This window comes from Sulfidibacter corallicola (genome assembly GCF_017498545.1).
Classification (GTDB): domain Bacteria; phylum Acidobacteriota; class Holophagae; order Acanthopleuribacterales; family Acanthopleuribacteraceae; genus Sulfidibacter; species Sulfidibacter corallicola.
The window spans coordinates 9,695,981-9,714,789 of sequence record NZ_CP071793.1; the positions used below are offsets into that span (position 1 = coordinate 9,695,981).

At 61.2% G+C, this 18,809-nt stretch carries 14 protein-coding genes; 3 read left to right on the forward strand and 11 right to left on the reverse strand.

Annotation, left to right across the window (positions count from 1 at the left end; all coding sequences use genetic code 11):
* Window positions 1-9: 9 nt before the first annotated feature.
* The 6 genes from xylB to J3U87_RS29370 form a co-directional block, all read right to left on the reverse strand.
* A complete protein-coding gene (xylB, locus tag J3U87_RS29345; RefSeq protein ID WP_237379351.1) occupies window positions 10-1,497 on the reverse strand; it encodes a xylulokinase in 1,488 nt (495 codons plus the stop codon).
* On the reverse strand, window positions 1,494-2,465 hold the full coding sequence (locus tag J3U87_RS29350) for a Gfo/Idh/MocA family protein (protein WP_237379352.1): 972 nt from the start codon (window positions 2,463-2,465) through the stop codon (window positions 1,494-1,496). The genes xylB and J3U87_RS29350 overlap by 4 nt, the downstream gene beginning before the upstream one ends.
* Window positions 2,462-4,075 (reverse strand): sugar porter family MFS transporter, encoded by a 1,614-nt coding sequence (locus J3U87_RS29355; RefSeq protein WP_237379353.1) that lies wholly within the window; start codon window positions 4,073-4,075, stop codon window positions 2,462-2,464. The genes J3U87_RS29350 and J3U87_RS29355 overlap by 4 nt, the downstream gene beginning before the upstream one ends.
* Entirely contained in the window at window positions 4,072-4,779 is a 708-nt protein-coding gene (locus J3U87_RS29360) for a phytanoyl-CoA dioxygenase family protein (protein ID WP_237379354.1), read from the reverse strand. Before J3U87_RS29360 ends, J3U87_RS29355 begins: the two co-directional genes overlap by 4 nt.
* Window positions 4,776-6,029, reverse strand: a complete 1,254-nt coding sequence (locus J3U87_RS29365) for a glycoside hydrolase family 26 protein (protein ID WP_237379355.1) — start codon at window positions 6,027-6,029, stop codon at window positions 4,776-4,778. The genes J3U87_RS29360 and J3U87_RS29365 overlap by 4 nt, the downstream gene beginning before the upstream one ends.
* 114 nt (window positions 6,030-6,143) lie before the next feature.
* Window positions 6,144-8,507: a TonB-dependent receptor gene (locus tag J3U87_RS29370; protein ID WP_237379356.1), complete on the reverse strand. Its 2,364-nt coding sequence runs from the start codon at window positions 8,505-8,507 to the stop codon at window positions 6,144-6,146.
* Here J3U87_RS29370 and J3U87_RS29375 point away from each other — a divergent pair, their 5' ends adjacent.
* A complete protein-coding gene (locus J3U87_RS29375) occupies window positions 8,508-8,780 on the forward strand; it encodes a hypothetical protein (protein WP_237379357.1) in 273 nt (90 codons plus the stop codon).
* A 416-nt stretch (window positions 8,781-9,196) separates the two neighbouring features.
* Here the strand turns inward: J3U87_RS29375 and J3U87_RS29380 are convergent, their stop codons facing one another.
* Window positions 9,197-10,285 carry a LacI family DNA-binding transcriptional regulator gene (locus tag J3U87_RS29380; protein WP_237379358.1) on the reverse strand — a complete coding sequence of 363 codons (1,089 nt, stop codon included), beginning with the start codon at window positions 10,283-10,285 and terminating at the stop codon, window positions 9,197-9,199.
* Window positions 10,286-10,570: 285 nt separating this feature from the next.
* Between J3U87_RS29380 and J3U87_RS29385 the strand changes: the two genes are divergently transcribed.
* Complete coding sequence (locus tag J3U87_RS29385; RefSeq protein ID WP_237379359.1) at window positions 10,571-12,262, forward strand: amidase; 1,692 nt, start codon at window positions 10,571-10,573, stop codon at window positions 12,260-12,262.
* Window positions 12,263-12,624: 362 nt separating this feature from the next.
* Here the strand turns inward: J3U87_RS29385 and J3U87_RS29390 are convergent, their stop codons facing one another.
* From J3U87_RS29390 to J3U87_RS29400, 3 genes are all read right to left on the reverse strand, one after another.
* A complete protein-coding gene (locus J3U87_RS29390) occupies window positions 12,625-14,007 on the reverse strand; it encodes a cobyrinic acid a,c-diamide synthase CobB (protein ID WP_237379360.1) in 1,383 nt (460 codons plus the stop codon).
* 96 nt (window positions 14,008-14,103) lie between these two features.
* On the reverse strand, window positions 14,104-14,553 hold the full coding sequence (locus J3U87_RS29395) for a hypothetical protein (RefSeq protein WP_237379361.1): 450 nt from the start codon (window positions 14,551-14,553) through the stop codon (window positions 14,104-14,106).
* Window positions 14,537-15,286 carry a glycoside hydrolase family 25 protein gene (locus tag J3U87_RS29400; protein ID WP_237379362.1) on the reverse strand — a complete coding sequence of 250 codons (750 nt, stop codon included), beginning with the start codon at window positions 15,284-15,286 and terminating at the stop codon, window positions 14,537-14,539. The genes J3U87_RS29395 and J3U87_RS29400 overlap by 17 nt, the downstream gene beginning before the upstream one ends.
* A 701-nt stretch (window positions 15,287-15,987) precedes the next feature.
* Between J3U87_RS29400 and J3U87_RS29405 the strand changes: the two genes are divergently transcribed.
* Window positions 15,988-16,893 (forward strand): MerR family transcriptional regulator, encoded by a 906-nt coding sequence (locus J3U87_RS29405; protein ID WP_237379363.1) that lies wholly within the window; start codon window positions 15,988-15,990, stop codon window positions 16,891-16,893.
* A gap of 391 nt (window positions 16,894-17,284) precedes the next feature.
* Here the strand turns inward: J3U87_RS29405 and hemN are convergent, their stop codons facing one another.
* Window positions 17,285-18,706, reverse strand: a complete 1,422-nt coding sequence (gene hemN, locus J3U87_RS29410; RefSeq protein WP_237379364.1) for an oxygen-independent coproporphyrinogen III oxidase — start codon at window positions 18,704-18,706, stop codon at window positions 17,285-17,287.
* Window positions 18,707-18,809: the final 103 nt, after the last annotated feature.

Sequence of the window (18,809 nt, forward strand, 5' to 3'; positions counted from 1 at the left end):
ACGATGGTTTCAGCGGTAGAGGTCGATGGCCAAAGCAACCGCCTTTCGGTACTCGGCAAACAGATCTCGATAGATGTCGACCGCGCTGTCGTTTGGCGTGCAGCAAAGGGGTTCGTTACGCGAAAGGTGATCTCGGACCAGGGCGGCGAAGGCATCGCCGCGCACGCCGGCAAGCAGGCCGAGGGCCTGAAGGGCGGCACCCATGGCGGCCCCTTCGCTTTGGTCCAGCACGGTCACGGGCAGGTTGCCGATGTCGGCCACGATCTGGCGCCAGGTGGCGCTGCGGGCGCCGCCGCCCGTGAGTACGATCTCGCGGGTCGAGCAACCCAGCGAGGTCAGAATCTCGATGCCCGCGAACAGCGAGAAGGTCGCGCCTTCGACCGCCGATCGCAGCAAGTTTTCGGGCTTGCCGTTATCACCGTCCAACCCCAGCAGGCATCCCTTGGCCTTGGGCAGGTTGGGCGTCCGCTCCCCGTGAAAGAACGGCAACGTCAAAACCCCGCCGGCACCACAGTCGGCCTTGGCGATGTGGGCCTCGAAGGCGTCGATGTCCAGGGAGAACAGGCGACGCATCCACTCGGTAGAAACTGTGCAGTTCATGGTGCACAGCAAGGGCAGCCAGCCGTCGTTGGAGGAACAGAAGGCGGCGATGCGTCCCTCCGGATCGACCCGAGGCTGGTCGGAAAAGGCGTAGAGCGTGCCGGATGTGCCCAGACTCATGGTGATCGTGCCCGGCACCACGTTGCCGGTCCCGATGGCGCCCATCATGTTGTCGCCACCGCCGACGGAAACCGGAATGCCCGCCGGCAATCCGAGCTGTTGGGCCACCGACGCGCGCAGGGTGCCGATGGGCTCGTCGGACAGGAACAACGGCGGCAGGCAATCCCGGAGATCCCGATCGGGATCGATGGCGCGCAGTACCTCGTCGGACCAGGCCCGTCGCCGTACGTCGAAGAACCCGGTACCGGACGCGTCGCCGAACTCCATGCCGGCCTGGCCGGTCAGGTAGAAATTGAGGTAGTCGTGGGGCAGCAGGACGCGCACCATGCGGGCGTAGTTCTCGGGATCGTACTTGCGGAACCAGCGAATCTTGCCCGCCGTGTAACCGGGAAGGATGGGGTTGCCCAGCTTATCGATACAGGCGGCTTCACCACCCAGGTTCGCCATGATCTCGTCGCATTCGGCCGCGCAGGTCGTGTCGCACCAAAGCTTGACGGGGAACAGGGCGTGCCCGTCCCTGTCCAGCGCCACCAGGCCGTGTTGCTGGCCCGAGACGCCGATGGCGGTCGCCGAGCGACGGATCTCCGGATCGACGGCCAACATGGCCTTGTGCAATCCCTCGACCCACCAGGCCACGCGTTGTTCGGCCCGGCCGGAACCGTCCTGATCCAGACTGAGCGGTGCGGATTCGCTGGCCACCACCCGACGGAGGTCACCGTCGTAGAAAACCACTTTCAGGGACTGCGTCCCCAGATCGATGCCCAATACCGTACTCATGATGGAACCGCCTCGAAATGCCGCCGCAGTTGGTCCATGTGGCGCTGGAACGCGAGGCTGACCTCGAGCGGCACCACGGTCGACTGGCGACGGCCCATCGCCAGATCTTCACCCACGGCGACGGTCTGGTAATTCAGGCCGAGCGATTCACGACCGTCTTGAAAGTGCTCGGTCCGGGTTTCCAGGTGATAGAGATGGCATTCGTGGGCGCGCCAGAAATCGGGAATGGTGATCAGGCCTTCTTCACCGACGATGGTCGCCCAATTGTGCAGTTTGCAGCGGAACGAGGTGGAAAGCGCGGCGGTCATGTCGCCGTAGTCGAAAATCGCGGTGACGTCGTCCTCGACCCCGTTGGGCGCGGTGCGGGCCACCGCCTGAATGTCGATCGGGTCGCGTTCGGCGAACAGCCAGGCCAGGGCCACCGGATAGATCCCCATTTCCAGAAGGCAGCCGCCGGCCAGGTCGCGGTCGTACTCGCGCAGGCTGGGGTCGTAGGCGATGGGATAGCCGAAATTGGCCTGGATCCGCCTGACCTCGCCGATGCGCCCCGCTTCCACCCACGACTTCGCCTTGCGAATGGCCGGTAGGAAGTAGGTCCACATGGCCTCCATCGCATAGACGTCGTGGTGGCGGGCCGCCCGCTGAAACTCGAGACATTCCTCGGGAGTGGTGACCAACGGTTTTTCGCAGAGAATGGCCTTGCCTTCGGCCATCGCGGAGGTCGCCTGGGCCAGGTGCAGATTGTGGGGCGTGGCGATGTAGACCGCATCGACTTCGTCGCATTCGAACAGGGATTGATAATCGTCGAATCGATGGGGAATGTCGTATTGGGCACCAAAGGCCTCCGCGGCCACTTTGGAGCGGGAACCGATCGCACTCAGTACACCGTTGGGAACGAAGGACATGTCTCGGGCGAACTGGTGGGCGATTCTTCCCGCACCGATGAGGCCCCAGCGAATCTTTTTCATGACAACTCCTGCAATGGATTCAGTTCGGACGGGCTCTGAACCCCGCCACCCGAGCGGCCGCGGGCCAATTCGGTTTCCAGTTGCTCCAGCGATTTCCCCTTCGTTTCCGGTACCAGCCAGGCCACCAGGCCGAGACCGATCAGCGCGAAGAATCCATAGATCGCGAACGTGGCGGGCGCGCCCAGGTTGGCGACCTCCCAAGGAAAGAGAAACTGAACGCCGAAGCTGACGAGACTGTTGATCGCACCGACGAACGAGATCGCCAGGCCGCGAATGCGGTTGGGAAAGATTTCGGAAAAGAGCACCCACATCACCGGTCCCAACGAGATGGCGAAGGAGGCCACGAAGCCCAGAATCCCGATCAGGATCAACCAGGGATTCATGCGAATCCCGGCTTGGATCAAGGCGGCCTCGTTGGCACGCGCGACGGCGTCGCCCAAGGCCTCACGCAAGGCGACCTTGTAGGACACGTCGTCGGCGAACGCCTGGCCGAGCAGCGGTTCCAGGGCCGCGACGTCTACGGTTTCGGCAAGCGGTGCCAGTCGCTCGCGATCGAGGCGATACTTGGCACTGTAAAAACCGTAGGCGCACAGCGACATGCTCAGGAACACGCCGCTCAAGCCCCAGATCAGCAGTGGCTTGCGACCGAGTCGGTCGATCAGCGCCATGGCGATGACGGTGAACACCACGTTGATGATGCCCACACTGGCCGCCTGGGCGAACGCCGCATCCTTCCCGACGCCGCTCTGCTCGAAAATGCTGGGCGCGTAGAAGTAGACCGCGTTGATGCCGGTGATCTGCTGCGCCACCCCGACGATCAGGCCGATGATCAGCGCGTAGCGAACCTTGGGTCCGAAGAGCTGGCGAAAACGATGCAGCAACGACTCGCGCGACTTGCCGCTGGTCTCCTTGATGGCCTGGATCTGGGCGTTCACATCGGCATGGGGCTGCAGCTCCTGCAACACGGTACGGGCGCGCTGGAAGCGGCCCTTGACCACCAGCCAGCGCGGACTTTCGGGGATGAAGAAGAGCAACAGGAAGAAGGCCGCGGCGGGCAGGACCTCGATGCCGAGCATCCAGCGCCAGACCGCTTCGTCGATCCCGAGCGTGCGCACCCAGGCCGCATCCGACCCACTGAGCTTCAACAGGAAGTAATTGCCGAAATAGGCCGCGGAGAATCCGATCATGATATTGAGCTGATTGATGGACACCATTTTCCCGCGCAAACTGGCCGGTGAGATTTCGGCGATGTACATGGGGGCGATCATCAGGGATGCAAAGGCCAGCCCCCCGATGAAGCGCGCCACCACGAGCGCCTGATAGTTGGGCGCGAAGGCCGAGGCGACGGCCGAGAGCAAATAAAGGAACGCGATGATCTTCAATACTTTGCGACGCCCGATCGCGTCAGCGACAATGCCCGCGGCAGAGGCCGCGATGAGCGCTCCCAACGTGGGGGCACTGACCACCAGACCCTGCTCCCATTCGTTGAGATTGAATTTGCCGACGACGAATCCGATGACTCCGGAAATCACGGATGCGTCGAAGCCGAACACGAAGCCGCCCAGCGAAACGAAGCATGCATACATCAATGCGCGGTTGGCAGGCTTCATGATGCGCGCTCCTGTACGATTCGATTGGTGGAGAACTGGTAGCGCATGGTGCGGTAGACGCAGATATCGGTAATGTCCAGCGGGGTCCCCTGGGGCACGCAGCGGTAGTTGGTGGACACGCGGCAGCGGTCACCCACGGGCAGGACGCGATGATAGGCGTGGCCGTGGAGCAGGACCAGGCTTCCCTTGGCGGGCTGCAGCGTCACCTGGGTGGGTAGATCGCCGTGGGGCGCACCCACCGGCAGCAGCCCGCGGCGATGGCTGCCGGGCACGACGACCACCTGGCCGCCGTTGTCGGGATCCACGTCCTCGGTATAGATCAGGCGGTTGAGGTTGAACCGCTCGGGAATGTCGGGCGGGCAGTCCTGGTGCCAGGCCTGGCCCTTGCTCCCCGGTTTGGAGAACATCACCATGCACTCCTGGCTGTGCCAGCCGGAGCCCAAAATGGCGTCGGTGAGTGCGCACAGGGACGGATGCTCGGCCACTTCCTCGAACGCCGCCACATTCGTTCGCTGGGGGAACCAGGGAATGACCTCCGTGGCGGCCCTGCTGAGAAATTCCTGGTTGTGAAAGTGTTCGGGATCGGGCCCGTAATGTGCCAAGATCAGGTCGTGAAGGCGATCCATGAGATCGAGATCGAAGAAGTTTTCGAGGTGGAGATAGCCGTCGCACCAGAGCCGTTCCGCCAGAGTGTGCACATTCATTTGGTTGTCCTTTGGGGATCGTTGCCGAGTCGGGTAAACAGTGAAGGGCCGCCGTGTAACCAAGCCGTGCGCTTCATTTCGCCGAGCCAACGCTCCGAAATGAGCGGATCGGCCTGCACGCGCGAGTCGCCCCACAGACCCGAATCGTAGGGTGGCCCCCACATCGGCTGTTGGTCCCAGTAACAATTGATGTAGGCCACGGCGCGAATCACGTCCGCGTTTTCGTGCACGAACGCGAAGAACGGGACGAACCATTCGTTCCAAATCTCTTCGGGACGCTTGTCGACGACGCCCTCACCCGCGGGTCCATCGACCACGTCGGCGATATTGGCATTGATCTTTTTCTCGATGAAGTAACCCTGCGGTGCCGCTTCGGCGATCATCATGGGTTTGTTGTGTTTGCGTGCGAAGGCCAGCAGTTGGTCCAGCAGTTGGCGCTGGGTGGTGTGGACCTGCTCGTGGGTACCGGCCTCTTCCAACAGCAGGAACCAGGAGCAGCCGATCCAGTCCACGTATTTGTCGCCCGGGTACCACTGCGCCAGATCCGGTTCGAAAAAGCCTTCGATGGCGTCGTCCGCCGGCGAGGAACTGCCCTGCCAGACGTAGGCCACGTTGTCGACCTTCTGCTCGCGAAGGCGATCCACGATGCGGCGCCAGGCATCCGTGTACTTGGCCGCGTTGTGGTAACCCTCGTTCCAGACACCGTCGAACTCGTATCCGATCCGCAGGAACACCGGTTTGCCGACCTTTTTCAGAAAGCCACCGAGCTTGTCGATTTCGGGATCGAACTCGCCGGCGACCAATCGGGCCAGCCCGTTTTCCGCGTATTTTTCGGTGATGTCGAGGCCGATCGCGAGTACGGAGCCCTCGAATTCCCGGGCCGCCTTCCAGGAGCTGTGGGGACCGCTACCCCACCAGTCGGCCTCGGCGTCGACGGGATTCAGATCGTTGTCCAGGCCGATGCCCGCGTAGGCCTTTTCCGGATCGCGCACCAGATAGAGCGAAAAGTAATTGGTAATGCCGCCAGGAACGGGGTACTTGCCGGCGGCGGTATAGTCGCGCACCGCTTCCAGGTCCTGACCGATGATCGAGAGGATGCGGCCTTCGGGCGGGAGGAATTTCGCCGCGATCGCATGGTCCTGAACGAGGGGCGCGTCCGCCGCGACGGGCACGGCCTCGGGGGAAATGCTGCAGGCGGTGACACAGAGCCACAGGGGGAACAGGAGTTTTTGAGGATTCGATAACTTCATGACCAACCTTCCTGTATTCGAGGACCGATCGTTGTTTGGGTTTCGAGGGGGGTGGGGGCGTGCCGGCTTCCCAGGGGCACGCCCCCGTCCGGGACGTTTCTAGAGGGGGGGACTCTAGAAAAGGGACCGAAACCGGAAACCGAATTCGCGCGGCGACTCATATACATAAGTCGGGATACCGCCCGTATCGGTACGTTCGTGAGAAATCACGTCCTCGTCGAGAACGTTGGTGCAGAAGAATTCGATGTCGTAACGTTTGGTGCCGTATTTCAGGAAGAAATTCAACTTGGTGGCGCCATCCTGCAGATCGCTGTACAAGTCGGATTCGTTCGAGCTCAGGCCCAAGGTCGCGGCGCTGACCCCTTCCAGGTTCTCGTTGGTCAGGTGGTACTCGGAACGGTAGTAGGCGTTGATGGTCGGCGTCAGGGTGGCACCGCTGCGCATCGAGAAAATGTGGCTGTAGGTGGCGTTGAGCGTGAACTCGGGCGTGTTCTTGGGGGTGTTGCCCTCCCAGTTTTCGATGGGACAGGGCTGCCCATCGCCGAACCGGGTATTGCAATCGACCGCGCTGGAACCCAGATACTCGCGGAATTCCGCGTCCACCCAGGTGAAGTAGCCGCTCAGTACGTTGCTGGGATCGGGCATCAGGCTGTACTCGAATTCGATACCCTGGACATCCAGGCCGTCGACGTTCAGGACCAGGAACTCGTTTTGGTCGGCGAAGACGTTGTCGTCCAGATCGACGAAACTGCCGCCGGCGCCGCAACCCGCATCCTGCTCGCCCGGATCGTCGGCATCGCCGTCGCCGTTGAGGTCGCAGAAGCGGTCGCCGAAGCCCAGGATCGAGGCTTCCTGCTTGTTCTTGAAGTCCATGTAGAAGTAATCCACGGCGTAGCGGAAGCGGCCGTTCATCAGGGTGCCCTTGGCGCCGATCTCGTAGCTGAGGTTTTCCTCGGGCTCGAGCGGGATCACCACCAGTTCGTTGGTGCGCAGCACGGTGATGCGGGTATCGAACAAGCCGGATTTGTGGCCGGTGGCCGCCGACAGGTACACCATCGTGTCGTCGTTGATCTGGAAATTGAATCCGCCGCGCCAATCGGTGTAGGCGAAATCCTTTTGGTTGGTCACGTCGTCGTAGCGACAATCCTGACCGTTCATCCCGGTGGTGGGATCGGCATCCAGGTCGCCGATGAGCGTCTGCGGGTTTTCGTTGCCGAGCGCGTTGGTGTTGTTACACGCATCGCTGCCCGTGAAGGGACCGTAGGAACCGCCGCCGCGGTTGCCGCGATCGTCCTCGGTGCGGCGAATGCCGGCGAACATGTTGAATTTGTCGTTGATCTGGTAGTTGAAGTCGGCGTAGGCCGCCTGGGACTCGGCGTAGATGTCGGGCTGGTGGAAGAGCACGTAGCCGAAGGGTTGGAAATCGACGCCGAAGGTGCGGGTGTTCTTCTCTTCGAAGTAATACAGACCGGCCGTCCACTGGAAGGGCCCGCCGTGAGCGGAGGTGAAGGTCAGGTCGTGACCGTCACTGGTGTTGGTCCAGGGTTCGTCGACGAAGACGATCTGAATGTCGATACCGCCGTCCAGATCTTGAATCATGGTCTGTTCGAACTCGCTGTGGCCATAGGTGTACTTGGCCGAGAACACGTCTTCCATGTGGTATTCCATCACGGAGCGGAAGTTGTCGATGGTCATGTCCAGACGGGAGGGGTCACTGTTGACCGCGGTCCAGGGATCGCCGTCGACGGCGGCGCGTTGCTCGGGCGAAAGGTATCTATCGCTCGGGATGCGGTTGCTGAGCAGTGATAGTGGGTTTCCTGGCGCTTTGTCCTCATAGAGTTCATAGGTGACATACCAATTGAAGGCGTCGCTGGGTTTCCAGTATGCACTCAAGCGAAACGCTTCGTTATCGCGTGAGCCCGGAGAACCCGGCGTCGTGTCCAAGGGATCGCCAAAGTTTTCGATATGGGTCGGGTTGATCCCGACGCCGAGGGGAATCACCGTATCGTCGCGAACCAGGTTGTAGGGCGTATCACGCTCGGCCTTTACATAGTTGGCTCGAAAGGCCAGCGTATCGTCGACCGGAATGTTGAGCATGGTACGGATGGCGCGTCCATTCTCGTTGGATGCTTCCAATTCGACACTCGCATCGAATTCGTCGAACGTCGGTCGTTTGGAAATGATGTTGATCGCACCGACGGAAGCGTTGCGACCCGACAAAGTTCCCTGCGGGCCGCGCGACACTTCGATGCGTTCGACGTCGTAGATCATCTGCAACGCGGCCTGGGCTCTGGCCGTGTAGACACCGTCTACGCTGAGGGCGACGTTCGGTTCTCCCGTTTCCACATAGGTGGAATTCCCGATGCCGCGCATGTTGATTTCGATGGAGCCTTGGCCGTCCGTGCCGGTATCTCGGATCTGGAGGCTGGGGATCAGGACGTTGAGCGTGGAAATATCCGCGACATTTTGAGTGGTCAATTGTTCTTGATCGACAGCGGTAATGGCAATGGGCGTTTTGGAAAGAAGTGTTGTGCGCCGGGTGGCCGTGACCACCATTTCTTCTACGACTTCTTCTTGAACTCCATCTTTCTTCTCTTCAGAATCCTCGGCACTGGTTTGAGCAAAGATGGGAGTGAAGAAGGAAACAGAAACCGCAAAAGCGAAGGCAATACAACAAGGAGCAGAAAAAATGAAACGCAACATGTCAGTCTCCTTGGGGTAGGTCGCGCCAACAAAAGGGCAATGGAGTGAGAAATGTGTGAGTTTTTGTTAGCGCTAACATTATGATTATCCAATTCAGTGACCTGTGTCAAGAGACAAATATCGCCATGGCCAAAGCATCTCACAGTGACGGGGTGGTTCACCGTTTTCGAGCCAAACCTCGCGAAAAATCACAAAAAATCGGCTGTCGCCAGGCTTCGCGGCCCCATTGGCCCGTGAAATGGTAGCGCTTACACCGTTCGGCGGAGGCGGTCCGACGTTCCCGTGACACGATCTGGGCCGTGTTCACATGATCGATGCCCACGGCCATCCCTCCAGGATGAGCCCGGGACACCCACCATCCAAACGCGGGTTTGATGCCAAGGGCCGTCCCCTCGGAAATGGCCGTGAACGGTGACCACCCGAGCATTCGGTCGATCGGTTTTCATGACCGGCCCAGCGCCGGACTACTCGACGACGGTGGGAACCACCCGCGGTTTGGCCACCGAATCCCGTAACATCAGATCGAAATGTAGCTCGGTCTGCACGGGCATCTCCCCGTCGCGGATCTTGCCGGGATTGAGTTGCGGCACCAACATGTCGATCGAGGCTCGCGCCATCTCGGCGATCGGCTGGCGTACCGTCGTCAGGGCCGGCCAGATGATCGTCGCGACCGGCGTATCGTCAAAACCAACGACAGATAACTCGTCCGGAATGCGTAAGTTGTGCTTTTGGGCATTGGCGTATACGGCCGCCGCCATATCGTCGTTGCTGGCGAAGATCGCGGTGGGCGGTCGCTCGGCGGAGAGCAACCGCTCGGCCGCCACGAAGCCGGACTTGTAGGAGTAGAAACCCTGGACCACGCGAAATTCGTCGACGGGAATGCCCATCGCCTCGAAGGCATCGCTGAAACCCTGGAAACGCAGGCGGCTGGACTCCTGGTTGGGGTGCCCGCAAATGAAGCCGATGTCCCGATGACCCGCGTCCAGCAAATGCTGGGTGACCTCGCGGGCGGCGCGGCGATCGTCCATGAAGACCACCGGCGATCCGGCACGTTGGGTGCCAGGCGAAATGCGAACATGCGGTATTTCGTTTTGTTTCAGTACGTCGAGCACGCGCTCGTCGTCACAGACCGGGGGCGGCACGATGACGCCGTCCAGGTTCGAATCGCTGATCTGTTGTTTCATCTTCTCGGCCCACTGCAGGGAGTCCGAGCCGCAGCTCTGGACCACCAGGTGGTAACCCACCTGATTGCAGCGATCCAAGGCCCCGATGAGGAGCTCGCTCATGTACCCCGCACTGGGGTTATCACAAATCAAACCAATATAATAGGATCGGGATGTGGCGAGGTTTCGGGCCGAGATGTTGGGCCGATAACCCAATTCCTTGACCGCCGCCATGACGCGTTCGCGGGTTGCCTCTCGAACGGACGATTCGTTGTTGAGCACGCGCGACACGGTCATCATCGACATGCCCACGTGCTCTGCCACATCGCGCATCGTCACGGTTCCATTGGTTCCGCCATTGCCGTGTGTACGGTTTCGTTTCCGACTCAAGAAAACCCCCGAATGTCATTCTGTTAACGCTCACGCTAACACATTTTTGTCAAAATGCCACACTTCAACACGAACGCCATCCCCAAATCCGGCAGTCGGAAAAGGGAAAACGGGCCCCATGAGACCCCGCCATGGACACCAACGGGACATCCCATGTTTCGGCGGAGGGTTCGGCTTCGATCGAGAATGTCCAGGAAGGCCTCCCCTCCTCCGCGATTCGTGTTTGAATGAATGAAACGCGACCATTGTTCGTTAATGATACTTGATTGGAATCCCCTTGGAGTCATGATGTTTACCTATGTCACGCGATCGTGTTTGTTCTGTTTTTTCATCACCCTTTTCGGCGTCCCGGTGTTTGCCCAGGAGACTGCCGAGGAAACGCTGCCGATCGAGATGATCGAGAAGGCCCACCAGGTGCTCGGCCTGCCCTTTACGGCGGAAGAGCGCACCTTGATGGCCGAGGATTTGGCCGAACAGCGAAAATCTCTGGCGGCCTTGCGCAAGGTTTCCTTGGAGAACGAGGTCCCGCCCTCCTTGTTTTTCGACCCGCGGGCCATCGTCGCCCCACCGGCACAGAAGGACGCCAAACCGGCCTGGTCCGATCCTGGACCGGTGAAGCGTCCCGAGAATCTGGAAGACCTGGCCTTCGCCTCGGTCGGCACGCTCGCCAAGCTGATCGAGACCCGCAAGGTGACCTCGCTCGAGCTGACCGAGCTCTTCATCGCCCGCCTGGAAAAGCACGGCCCCACCTTGAAAGCCGTGGTGACCCTGACGAAGGCGCGCGCACGGGAGGCGGCCCGCCGTGCGGATGCGGAAATCGCGGCCGGCAAGTATCGCGGCCCGTTGCACGGCATGCCCTACGGCGCCAAGGACCTCTACGCGGTGCAGGGCTACCCGACGACCTGGGGCGCCAAACCCTACAAGGATCAGGTCATCGACGACACGGCCGAGGTGGTTCGCCGCCTCGACCGGGCCGGCGCGGTCCTGGTCGCCAAGCTGTCCCTGGGCGCCCTGGCCTGGGGTGACGTCTGGTTCGACGGCATGACCCGCAATCCCTGGGACCTGGAGCAAGGCTCGAGCGGCTCCTCGGCCGGTTCGGCCTCGGCGGTGGCGGCCGGCCTGGTGCCCTTCGCCCTCGGCTCGGAGACCTGGGGCTCGATCGTCTCGCCCTCCGACACCTGCGGCGTTACCGGCCTGCGGCCCAGCTTCGGTGCGGTCAGTCGCGCCGGTGCGATGGCGCTGAGCTGGTCGATGGACAAAGTCGGGCCCATGGCGCGTACGGTCGAGGACTGCGCCATCGTGTTCGAGACCATTCGCGGGGTGGACCCGATGGACCCGACCACGCGTTCGGCCCCCTTCCCCTACCGTGCCGACCTACCCATGAACAAAGTCACCCTCGGGTACGTGCCGGCCATGTTCGAGGGTGATGGCCCGGAGAAGGACATCGACCGCAAGACCCTGGCGCATCTGCGGAATTTGGGTGTCACCCTGAAACCGATCGAGCTACCGAACCTGCCGATCCGGGAAATGGCCATCATCTTGAGTGCCGAGGCGGCCGCGGCCTTCAACGACCTGACCCTCTCCAACCGCGACGACGAACTGGTCCGCCAGATCCGATGGGCATGGCCCAACGCGTTCCGCTCGGCCCGCACCATTCCCGCGGTGGAATACATTCACGCCAACCGGATCCGCACCCAGGTGATTCAGCAGATGGACCGACTTTTGAAGGGACTGGACGGCTACGTCGCGCCCAGCTTCGAAGGCGACAGCCTGCTGCTCACCAATTTGACGGGCCATCCCTGCGTGGTGCTGCCCAACGGATTTGCGGAAGCGAACAAACCTCGCAGCGTCAGTTTCATCGGTCAGATGGACGGCGAAGCGAAAATCCTGGCGATCGCCCGCGCCTACCAAAACAAGATCGACGCCCACAAGCGCCGCCCACCGGGTTTCGACCCCGCCAAAATCGTCAAAAACTGACGGAAGGAGTCATGGTGCTTCGCTCCGAGCCACACCGAAAATCGTGGTTCGGGGTGAGGCAGGATTTTTACCGCAGAGTCGCCGGCCTGGGCGGCGACTCTTATGCAACAAACTCTGTAAAGCTCGAAGGTAAAGATAAAAAACTAAAAAGGCGGATGTGCAGGGAGTTCGTCGAAAAATGTCGGCCCGGCGGGCCAACTTACTGCAACGACGCCCCTCTCACAAATGCGGGAACTCCCAAACGATTCGCTTCGATTAGTTACCCACCTGAAACCCGGGCCCCCGGCCTGGGCGGCGACTCTGTGGTAAAAAAACTCATATCGCATCGAAATGTCGGGCTGGCAGGCATACAGGCCCTGCGCTCAGGTCGGGCGCGCCCGGATACAGGCGGCGACCAGATGGCGCGGCACCTCCGGACAAAGCGCCCAGTGGCCGTGCACGTAACTCGCGAGCAGACTCCCCCGCTGCCAACCCTCTCGCCAGGAGCCGGTTGCGTCGCCCATCCGGCAGTAGGCCCCCTGGCCCGCGTCTTCGCCAGGCTCGTACTTCGAGTAGCGGAACTGGTGGCCGCGGAACCGGGTTCCCGCAGGGCCCAGCGGCGAATCGCACCGAGTCTCCACCTCCACGTAGCCCAGGGCCTGGAGCCGCTCGCACATCTCGACCACTCCTGGCAACAGTCCGAACATGACATGGGATCGACCATCCAGGGTCACGAGCCGCTCGGCCAGGGCCATCAGGCCGCCACACTCGGCGTAGATCGGTTTGCCCGCCCGGTGAAATGCCTGAACCTCGGCCCGCATCGCGCCGTTGCGTGCCAAACGGTCGGCCACCAGCTCCGGATACCCGCCACCGAAGTAGAGCCCGTCCGCCGCGGGCAGGCGCTGATCGGCGACCGGCGAGAAAAATACCAGTTCGGCCCCGGCCGCCTCCAACAGCGCCAGGTTCTCGGGATAATAAAAGGAGAAAGCTTCGTCGCGGGCTACCCCGATGCGGCACGTCACGGCTTTTGCCGGCGCCTGCTCGTGGCGCCCGACGGTCAAGCCGGGCGCTTCCCGGGCCAGGGTCAGGATCCGATCCAGGTCGAGGCCGGCTTCGGCACGCCGAGCCCATAGGTCGATCGCATGCTCGGGAAGGCTCTTCTCGTCGGCGCTGCGCAAGCCAAGGTGACGCTCCGCGAAGCGGCCGTCGTCCTCGGCGGAGAACCCGCCGACCAACGCGAGCTTCGCATCGACCCGACGCAACAAATCCAAGTGGGCCGGACCCCCGAGTCGATTGGCGATCCACCCCGCAAGCGGCACTTGGGGATCGAAGGAAGCGAAACCGAGCGTTGCCGCCGCAGCGGAGCGCGCCATCGCCGATGCGTCGATGACCAGCAGGGTCGGCGCCGCCAGCCACTTGGCGAGTTCGGCGGTGGAGCCCGTTTCCGCGTCGGGGGCCAGGCCGTCGTACAAGCCCATCATGCCTTCGATCAGGGCGATGTCGGCATCGGCCACACCGGCAGCGAAGGTCCGCAGCACCGACTCGCGGCCCATCATCCAGCCGTCGAGGTTGTGGACGGTTCGACCACATACCCGCCGATGGTAACCGGGGTCCAGATAATCGGGCCCGCATTTGAAACAGGCGACGCGCAGGCCGCGCCGTCGAAGCGCTGCAGCCAGGGCCAGGGTCACGGTGGTCTTGCCGACCCCGCTCGATACGCCCGCCACAACGAGACGCGGGGTGGTCAGACGCTCTTTTTCAGGCATGTCGCTCACTCCATCACGCGCATGAATCGCGGAATCACGTCCCCCGGATCGTCGGGGCAACGCCGTCCCACCTCGATCGGACGGATCGTCGCCATCTCACTGTTTGGCAGGCAGAGGTGGCGGCAGCTCTTTCAACGGCTTGCGCCGAAGAGACCCTTCGCGATCACCGTAATTCGTGGCCAGATAGTCGACGACCGCCTTTTCCACGTCGGGAGCGAGGGCCCACAAGCCCTGCTTGGCCTGCATCCAACGAATCAGGTGGAGCCAGCGATGGGCGTCGCCGCGAAACTGCAGGATCAAATTGGCCGAGTGACAGGGCGTGCAGTTGGCGCGCACCCACACCACGCCCTCGGCCTCGATCAAACCGTCCGGTCCCACCTTTGGCGTGGCCGCAGCCTCGGGTTCGTGCTTGGCCTTTACCTGATGCGCAAACAGCGACACGGAACTCGACAAGACGATCAGCCCCACCAAAACGAACAGGATCAGCGCGTCGTGCCGCATGGAGATGAGCCGAGGCTCGGCCCCATGCTCAGGGAAGGGTTTCACGTTTCAAATCCTCGAGCGTGCCCGGATACCGGTTCAGGTCCACATCTTTCTCGATGCCCGCCACGCTCTGGTTTTCCGCGTATTGCCAAATCCACCAGGAGGACCAGCCATTGGGCAGTGTGGGCGTGTCCACCTCGTACTGGGCCAACCAAAGCTTGTAATCCGCGAAGGATTCACTGCCGAAATTCGCGTTCCAAAAATTTTGATCGGTGTAGATCACCGGTTTGATCCCGTAGTGGTTTTCCAGCAGGGTCAAGAAGGTGCGCAGATTGGTGGCCAACGTGGTTTGATCGGTTCCTGTGCCAATCGATTCCACATCCACGACCGGGGGCAGATCGCCCTTTTGGAGCGATACGTTGTCGATGAAATTCCGAGCCTGGGTATCAGGCGCGTCACTGGTCACATAAAAGTGGTAGGCACCGCGCACGATGCCGGCCTCCGCCATGCCGGACATGTTGGTCACGAGGGTCGGGTCCACCCAGTCGTCGCCTTCGGTGGCCTTGGTGAAGGCGAACCGGTATCCGTCGCCATAGACATCGCTCCACGTGACGGTACCGCTGAAGTGCGATACATCCACGCCCAGGGTGAGCGGTGCGTTCTGATTGCCGGGATCCTGTTCGGTCGGATGAGTCTCGGTCGTCGGCGTGGAGGAGGAACCGGAACCACAGCCAAGCACGAAAAGGGCCAATAGAAGAACCCACCATCGGTGTGCGGATGCAGACTTTACCGTCATCGAGACCCCCGACCAAACATATTCGGGGCGATCAAGGCGGGAGCACGCGTGACGCTTCCCCCGCCCGGATCCGCCAACTAAGGGCCGACCCGCCAAATCGGTTAGATCCTGGCGAGTACGCTCTGGTGTCGGATGTGCCGTCCTAAACCAAACGATTCGGCCCCATAGCTGTGCGTTTTCTAGGGATAGCATTTTTTACCACAAGTGCCTGAGCAAAGGAAACCCCAACCGCATCAAAACACGAACTCGATCGACGATCTCGGAAATCGGGCGCACGAGACGCGGATATCCGCCCTCGCGGAACCCATGATCGAGGCCGCGGTTGGCCGATTCCGAGACGCACCGACCAACGCTCGGCCGGATCCGCCGCCGAAGCTGCGCCGGTGGAGTCGCCACCGATGACCATGGTCGATCCGGTCGAGAGGGGTTCGACATTCCAACAAATCGTGGATTGTCCAAGACGCATCGAGATTCCAAGGCCCGTGAAATTTTTGTCCAACTTATTTCCCAACCTTGGCCAGCCCTGGTTCAGGGTCCGTTTTTCCGAATAAAACCCTAAAAATTAGCGAATTCCCACTGGCATCCAAAAAATGCTCGGATAAGATATTAAGGTGGATCAAGCACGATATGGATCTTGACCTTTCCTGGATATGCATTCATTCAGGGAGCTACGAAGAAGGAAACCATCGAGGGGCAGACCTATGACTCAATCTCTATACCCGATGCGTGCCGTCTGCAAACTCACCAATCTCACGGCAGATACGGTACGCGCTTGGGAGCGTCGTTACAGCGCCATTTGTCCCGGTCGGGTCAAAGGCGGACGCCTCTACTCCCAAGACGAAATCAATCGGTTGAAATTGTTGAAGCGGGCAGTGGACGCGGGTCACCGAATCGGTCGCATCGCGCATCTCAGCAACGACGACCTGACGACCCTACTCAAGGAATTCCAAGACATTCGCGAGGTACCGCCGGCAACGTCGTACAACGCCAAGGTCGAGGAAATATTCACATCCTGCAAAGAATACGATTTTCTCAAGGTGGATCAAGAACTGGAACGGCAGGCGAGCCTGCAGAGCACCAAGCGATTCCTCCAGGAAATCGCGGTACCGCTATGCGAGCGATCGGAACAGGAGTGGATGCAGGGCACGATCACCATGGGCCAGAAGCACATGTTGTTCGTGTTGTTGCGCAGCCTGATGGGCACCCTGATTCGGTTGCGCGGCAATCAACTGGAGCCCGGCACGGTGATGTTGTTCACGACACCGATGCAGGGCACCTATGAATTCGGATCGCTGATCGCGGCGGCGATGGCCAGCGAGGTCGGCATTTACGGCCTCTACCTGGGACCCAACCTGCCCGATTGCGAGATCGTGATGGCCGCCAAGCGGACATCGGTTTCGGGCGTGGTGCTTTGGCTGTCGGCCGGATCGGGCCGGGACCCGCACACGGTCGAGGTGGTTCAGGGCATCAAACGCTGCCTGCCCAAGAGCTGCAGCGTGGTGGTGGGCGGCCCGATCGAGCCGCCGATTCGCGATGCGATGGAGGCCCTGGATATCCATTGCACGCCGACCTACGAAGATTTCGAGGCTTATCTACAGCGGCGATGAGCTTCACGAAGCGGGGATTCCACGATCGGAAGCGATCGGGGGATCTCCTGCCCTCACATTCGGCGACACCGCAGCGGATGAAACCGTCGCGCCAAACCGCCGAAACACCGGCGTTCCCGGTTCCCGCATCTCGTGAGAGACGTTGGGCCTGTAGGTTGAGCAGCCTGCCATACCGGCCGTGCTCAACCAATCGAAGCAACCCATGCATCGACAACAAGTTACACCAACGAGCGAAGCACAGCATCTCCCTCGCGACCCCAATCCGAAGCCGCAAAGTCAAAGTCCCCGCATCGTGAGTGGGGCGGTAAGGCAGGCTGCTCAACCTACAGACATTCCATCACTTACACACATCCGGGCACTTCTGGCAACGACGTTTCGACGTACTCCGAAATCACACCGTGCGCGAGAAGCGGCGATCGCCGTTCAGCTTCGGCAGATAGGCGTCGAAAACCATGGCGACGTTGCGCAGCAGCAGTCGACCCGTTTCGGTGGTGCGATACCGCTGGTCGTCGCGAATCAGCAAACCGTCGCGCGTCATTTCGTCCAGACGTTCGCGGGCGCCCGGGAAATACTGGTCGAACGGGATCCCGACCATCGCCTCGATCATGTCCAAATCCACCTGTGAGCGGCACATCAGGTGGTTGATGATACCGCGCCGGAGCCGATCGTCCTCGGTGAGGACCACGCCCCGCCAGGTCGCGGGTCGCGACTCTTCGATGCTGCGCTCGTAGGTTCTCAGGTCGTTGTGATTTTGCACGTACAACCCGTCGAACATGGAAATCGCCGACATGCCGAAGCCCAGCATCTCCAGGTCGGGCATGGTGGTGTACCCCTGGAAGTTGCGGTGCAGCCGATCGCGCGACAAGGCCTGGGCCAGCGGATCGCTCGGCTTGGCGAAGTGGTCCATGCCGATCGCCACGTACCCGGCCGCGGCGAGCGACTCGACGGTTTGCTGCAGGATTTCGAACTTTTGTTCGGGCCTGGGCAGATCGCTCTCGCGAATCAGCTTCTGGTGCGGCTTCAGCCAGGGCATGTAGGCGAAATTGAAAAGCGCGATTCGCTCGGGGGCCAGGTCGATGACCGCATCGAGGGTGTGTTTGAAACTCCCGGGCGTCTGCAGCGGCAGCCCGTAGATCAGGTCCATGTTCACCCCGGCCTGGGAAAGGGTTCGCCACGACTGCAGCAGGCTGGTGACCTTTTCCAGCGAGAGCCGGCGATTGATCGCTTTTTGGACCTTGGGATCGAAATCCTGAATGCCCATGCTGATGCGGTTGAAACCGAGGTCGTGACAGTGTTCCAGGCGCGCCTCGTCCAGCAGGCGCGGATCCACCTCGATCGAGATCTCGGCCTCGGGCTGAATCACGAACCGCCGCCGCAGGGTCGTCATGAGGGCTTGTAATTGTTGGGGGCCGGCATAGTTGGGCGTGCCGCCGCCGAAATGGAGCTGAAATACCCGTCGATCTCCGCGCAACCACTCCGAAGTCAAATCTATCTCGCGCTGGATCACGGCGATATGGTCGGCGATCTGGTCCGGCTTGCGGCTCACGCGCATGTTGCAGCCGCAGTACCAGCAGAGCTGGTGGCAAAAAGGGACGTGCACGTAGAGCGAAAGACCTTTTTCGGTATCGCAACGCTGGCCGAGGTGCTCGAGCACCTGGTCACCCTGAACGCCGTCGTGAAACTGAACGGCGGTAGGATAGGAGGTGTAGCGGGGACCCGCCTTGTCGTAGCGCTGAATGAGATCCCAATCCCAGGAGGTGGGGCCGGTCCCGGCGGCAGGCTGGGACGCGTTGACTTCTTGAAGGGTTTGCATATGCCGGGTGCCTCGCTTCGGTGCCGTTCGCACAAAAAAAACGGACCTCCCCAATCGTTAACCGCAGGTAGTCTCAAGTACTGCGAATTGGAAAGGCCCGGAA

Bases quoted from the DNA above. Each gene is read 5' to 3' on its own strand.
- J3U87_RS29400 (WP_237379362.1), bottom strand. From the start codon at position 15,286: ATGACGGTAAAGTCTGCATCCGCACACCGATGGTGGGTTCTTCTATTG.
- J3U87_RS29365 (WP_237379355.1), bottom strand. From the start codon at position 6,029: ATGAAGTTATCGAATCCTCAAAAACTCCTGTTCCCCCTGTGGCTCTGT.
- J3U87_RS29360 (WP_237379354.1), bottom strand. From the start codon at position 4,779: ATGAATGTGCACACTCTGGCGGAACGGCTCTGGTGCGACGGCTATCTC.
- J3U87_RS29405 (WP_237379363.1), top strand. From the start codon at position 15,988: ATGACTCAATCTCTATACCCGATGCGTGCCGTCTGCAAACTCACCAAT.
- xylB (WP_237379351.1), bottom strand. From the start codon at position 1,497: ATGAGTACGGTATTGGGCATCGATCTGGGGACGCAGTCCCTGAAAGTG.
- J3U87_RS29355 (WP_237379353.1), bottom strand. From the start codon at position 4,075: ATGAAGCCTGCCAACCGCGCATTGATGTATGCATGCTTCGTTTCGCTG.
- J3U87_RS29390 (WP_237379360.1), bottom strand. From the start codon at position 14,007: ATGCCTGAAAAAGAGCGTCTGACCACCCCGCGTCTCGTTGTGGCGGGC.
- J3U87_RS29385 (WP_237379359.1), top strand. From the start codon at position 10,571: ATGATGTTTACCTATGTCACGCGATCGTGTTTGTTCTGTTTTTTCATC.
- J3U87_RS29350 (WP_237379352.1), bottom strand. From the start codon at position 2,465: ATGAAAAAGATTCGCTGGGGCCTCATCGGTGCGGGAAGAATCGCCCAC.
- hemN (WP_237379364.1), bottom strand. From the start codon at position 18,706: ATGCAAACCCTTCAAGAAGTCAACGCGTCCCAGCCTGCCGCCGGGACC.